The sequence below is a fragment of the Streptomyces sp. DvalAA-14 genome, assembly GCF_900091855.1.
GTDB lineage: Bacteria > Actinomycetota > Actinomycetes > Streptomycetales > Streptomycetaceae > Actinacidiphila.
In genome coordinates, this window is sequence record NZ_FMCH01000428.1 from 1 (window position 1) to 3,639 (window position 3,639).

At 76.1% G+C, this 3,639-nt stretch carries 2 protein-coding genes and 1 pseudogene; 2 read left to right on the forward strand and 1 reads right to left on the reverse strand.

The genetic code is table 11. The features are described 5' to 3' along the window. Window positions 1–992 (forward strand): glycoside hydrolase family protein (locus GA0115240_RS22960; RefSeq protein ID WP_176725152.1); only part of this gene is annotated, 992 nt, incomplete at its 5' end. Window positions 993–1,116: 124 nt separating this feature from the next. Here GA0115240_RS22960 and GA0115240_RS22965 read toward each other — a convergent pair. Next, a pseudogene (locus tag GA0115240_RS22965) lies at window positions 1,117–2,278 on the reverse strand (XdhC family protein). Window positions 2,279–2,639: 361 nt separating this feature from the next. Here GA0115240_RS22965 and GA0115240_RS22970 point away from each other — a divergent pair. Then, on the forward strand, window positions 2,640–3,639 hold a 1,000-nt coding region (locus GA0115240_RS22970; RefSeq protein ID WP_176725153.1), incomplete at its 3' end, for a PucR family transcriptional regulator ligand-binding domain-containing protein.

The following is a 3,639-nucleotide window of genomic DNA, read 5'->3' on the forward strand; positions in this document are numbered from 1 at the left end:
CGGTCGCCGCGGTCGCGGCCGGCGCGCTGCTGGCCGTCCACCTGGCCGCCGGCGGACCGGCGCCGGCCGCGCACGCCGCGCCCTCCACCGCCGCCCGGCCGTCCGCGACACTCCAGGTCACCACGGCGCCCCCGACCACCGCGTCGAAGTCGCCCACCCCGACGCCGACGAAGAAGCCGCCGGCCAGGAAGCCCTCTTCGAAGCCCGCCACGCACCCCCCGGCCAAGGCCCCGGCGGCCCCGCCGCCGGCGCCGCCGGTGTCCTCGGTCCGCAAGGGCGTCGGCGTGTGGACCTTCAACGGGGTGGACACCGCGCTGGCCCGGTCCGGCGCGGGCTGGTACTTCACCTGGTCCACCACCCACTCCGGCATCAGCGGCCCCGGCTTCGTACCGATGATCTGGGGCGCCAAGAGCGTGGACGCCGCCTCACTGGCCCAGGCCAAGCAGGCCGGCCCGTATCTGCTGGGCTTCAACGAGCCCGACATGGCGGCGCAGTCCAATATGACGGTCGATCAGGCTCTGTCGCTGTGGCCGCAGTTGGAGGCCACCGGCAAGGTGCTCGGCAGCCCCGCGGTGGCGTACGGCGGTGACACGGCCGGCGGCTGGCTGGACCGCTTCATGTCCGGGGCGCAGTCGAAGGGCTACCGGGTCGACTTCATCGCCCTGCACTGGTACGGCGGCGACTTCACCACGCCGGACGCGGTGGCGCAGCTGAAGTCCTACCTGCAGGCGGTCTGGAACCGCTACCACAAGCCGATCTGGCTCACCGAGTTCGCGCTGATCGACTTCGCCAACGGCGGCACCCGCTTCCCGACCGACCAGCAGCAGGCCGCGTTCGTCACGTCCGCCACCACGATGATGGACGGGCTGTCGTACCTCCAGCGGTACGCCTGGTTCGGACTGCCGGCCGACGACTCCAAGCCGAGCAGCGGGCTGTTCCACAGCGGGCCGGCCGAGACACCCGCGGGGCGGGCGTTCGAAGCGGCACGCTGAGGCCGCCCGGCCGGCCCGGCGCCCGGCCGGCCGGGCGGCGGCCTGCTCGACGGCCCTGTCCGGTCTCCGTCCGGGTCCGCCGCGATCCGAGTCCGGGCAGGCCGCGGGAGCGCGGGGATCCGCGTCACGCGGCGGGGCTGCCCACCCGGCGGTGGATCGGCGGCGGCGCGTCGTGGTGGATCGGGGTGTGCGCGCCGGTCAGCGGCCGGCCGCTGCCGCCGTTGCGGAAGGCGACGATCTCGGCGGCGATGGACAGCGCGGTCTCCTCCGGGGTGCGCGCGCCGAGGTCCAGCCCGATCGGCGAGTGCAGCCGGGCCAGTTCGAGTTCGGTCACGCCCGCCTCCCGCAGCCGGTCGAGCCGCCGCAGATGGGTGCGGCGCGAACCCATCGCGCCGACATAGGCGATCGGCAGGCGCAACGCCCGCTCCAGCAGCGGGATGTCGAACTTCGGGTCGTGGGTGAGCACGCAGACCGCGGTCCGGCCGTCCACCCGGCCGCGCCGTGCCTCGGTGTCGAGATGGCGGTGCGGCCAGTCGGCGACCACCTCGTCGGCGGCCGGGAAGCGCTGCGGGGTGGCGAAGACGGGGCGCGCGTCGCAGATGGTCACCCGGTAGCCGAGGAACCGGCCGGCCCGGGCCAGCGCGGCGGCGAAGTCGACCGCGCCGAACACCAGCAGCCGGGGCGGCGGCAGGCTCGACTCGACCAGCAGGGTGACGGGCTCCCCGCACGCGCCCGCCGTCGGCGCCGATCACCGCGGTGCCGGTGCGGCCGGCCGACAGCAGCGCCATCGCCTCGGCGGCCGCCGTACGGTCCCGGTCCGGGTCGCCGAGGGTCCCGTCCGCGCTCCCGTCCTGCCGCACCAGCAGGGCCAGGCCGAGCAGCTCCGCCGGGCCCTCCACGATCCGGGCCAGCGCGGCCGGCTCGGCCGAGGCGGCGGCGGCCAGCGCCGCCGCCAGCTCGGGACGGGCCGCCGGGTCGATCCGCTGAATGAGGACGTCGATGCTGCCGCCGCAGGTCAGACCCACCGCGAAGGCGTCCTCGTCGGTGTGGCCGAAGTGCTCCAGCACCGTCTCGGGACCGCCGGCCAGCGCCTGCCGGCACAGCTCGTAGACCGCGCCCTCCACGCACCCGCCGGACACGCTGCCGATCACGCCGCCGCCGTCGTCCACCGCCATCGCCGCGCCCGGCTGCCGGGGCGCGCTGCCGCCGGTGGCGGCGACGGTCGCCACCGCGAACGGCCGGCCCCGGTCGCACCAGCCGCGCAACTGCTCGGCGATGTCCAGCATGGTGGCTCAACTCCCCTGGGGTCTGGGCGGCGGGCCGGCCGCCGGGGCCCGCCCGGCCGTGCTTCCGGCCGGGCGGGCGCGGGCGTCCACGGATGTCGTCTGCCGGACCGCGGCGGCGACCGGACGAACGGATCCCTTCCGTTGAGCAACGCATACAGCGGGGTGACCAGTACACGGCTGCGCGCCCGTTCGGGTGCAGTCACCGAAACCATGAAGCGTTCGGCCGGTCGGCCGACCGGTCTTGTAGATTCCTCCGAACAGGGCCGCTGCGAAACCTCGCGGCATCCGAGCGGCAACACCGTTGGAACGGCTTCCCCGTCACCCTGGGTGCTCACGGACTGCTCACGACAAGGCGACGACGATGCGGCTGCGCGCACTGCTGGACACCGAAGCACTGGGCCTGCGGCTGCTGGGCGGGCAGGAGGAGCTGGACCGTACGGTACGCGGGGTCATGACCACGGACCTGCGCGACCCCAGCCGCTATCTCAGCGGTGGCGAACTGGTGCTCACCGGGCTCGCCTGGCGGCACGGCCCGGCCGACTCCGAGCCGTTCGTCCGGATCCTGGCCGGTGCGGGGGTGGCCGCGCTCGCGGCCGGCGAGGCGGGCCTGCGCGGCATCCCGGCCGACCTGGTGACCGCCTGCGCCCGCCACCGGCTGCCGCTGTTCGCCGTGGACGAGCAGGTCGCCTTCGCCGCCGTCACCGAGTACGTGGTCCGGCAGGTGTCCACCGAACGGACCGGTGATCTCGCGGCGGTCGTGGAACGGCACCGGCGGCTGATGTCGTCCGGCCCCGCCGGCCGCGGCCCGGACGCGGTGCTCGATCTGCTCGGCAGCGATCTGGACCTGCGGGCCTGGGTGCTGTCCGCCACCGGGCGGGAGATCGGCGGCTCGGACCGTCCGCTGCCGGCCGCGCTGCGCGCCGATCTCGCCGGCGCCCAGCAGGCCGCCGCCCGCACCGCCCGTCCGTCACCGCACCGGGTGGCCGTCCAGGGCGGCGGGACCTTCTCGCTCTTCCCCGTCCGCGCCGACGCCGGCGCCGGGGACATCCGGGCCACCGTGCTGTCGGACTGGTTCCTGGCGGTGGCGGCGGACGCCGGCGAGTGGCCGGCCGAGCGGCTGGACCTGCTGCGCGGGGTGGCGCAGCTGATCGCGGTCGAGCGGGACCGGCGCGAGGCGGCCCGGGCGGTCCGCAGGCGGCTGGCCACCGAGGTCTTCGAGCTGGTGGCGGGCGGCGCGCCGCCGGCCGAGATCGGCGCCCGGCTGCGGGCGGCGACCCCGGTGCTGGTGCCGGGCGTGGCCGAGGTCCCGCAGTGGCAGGTCGTGGTCGCCCGGGTGGACTGGGCGGGCGGCGAGGCGCCGT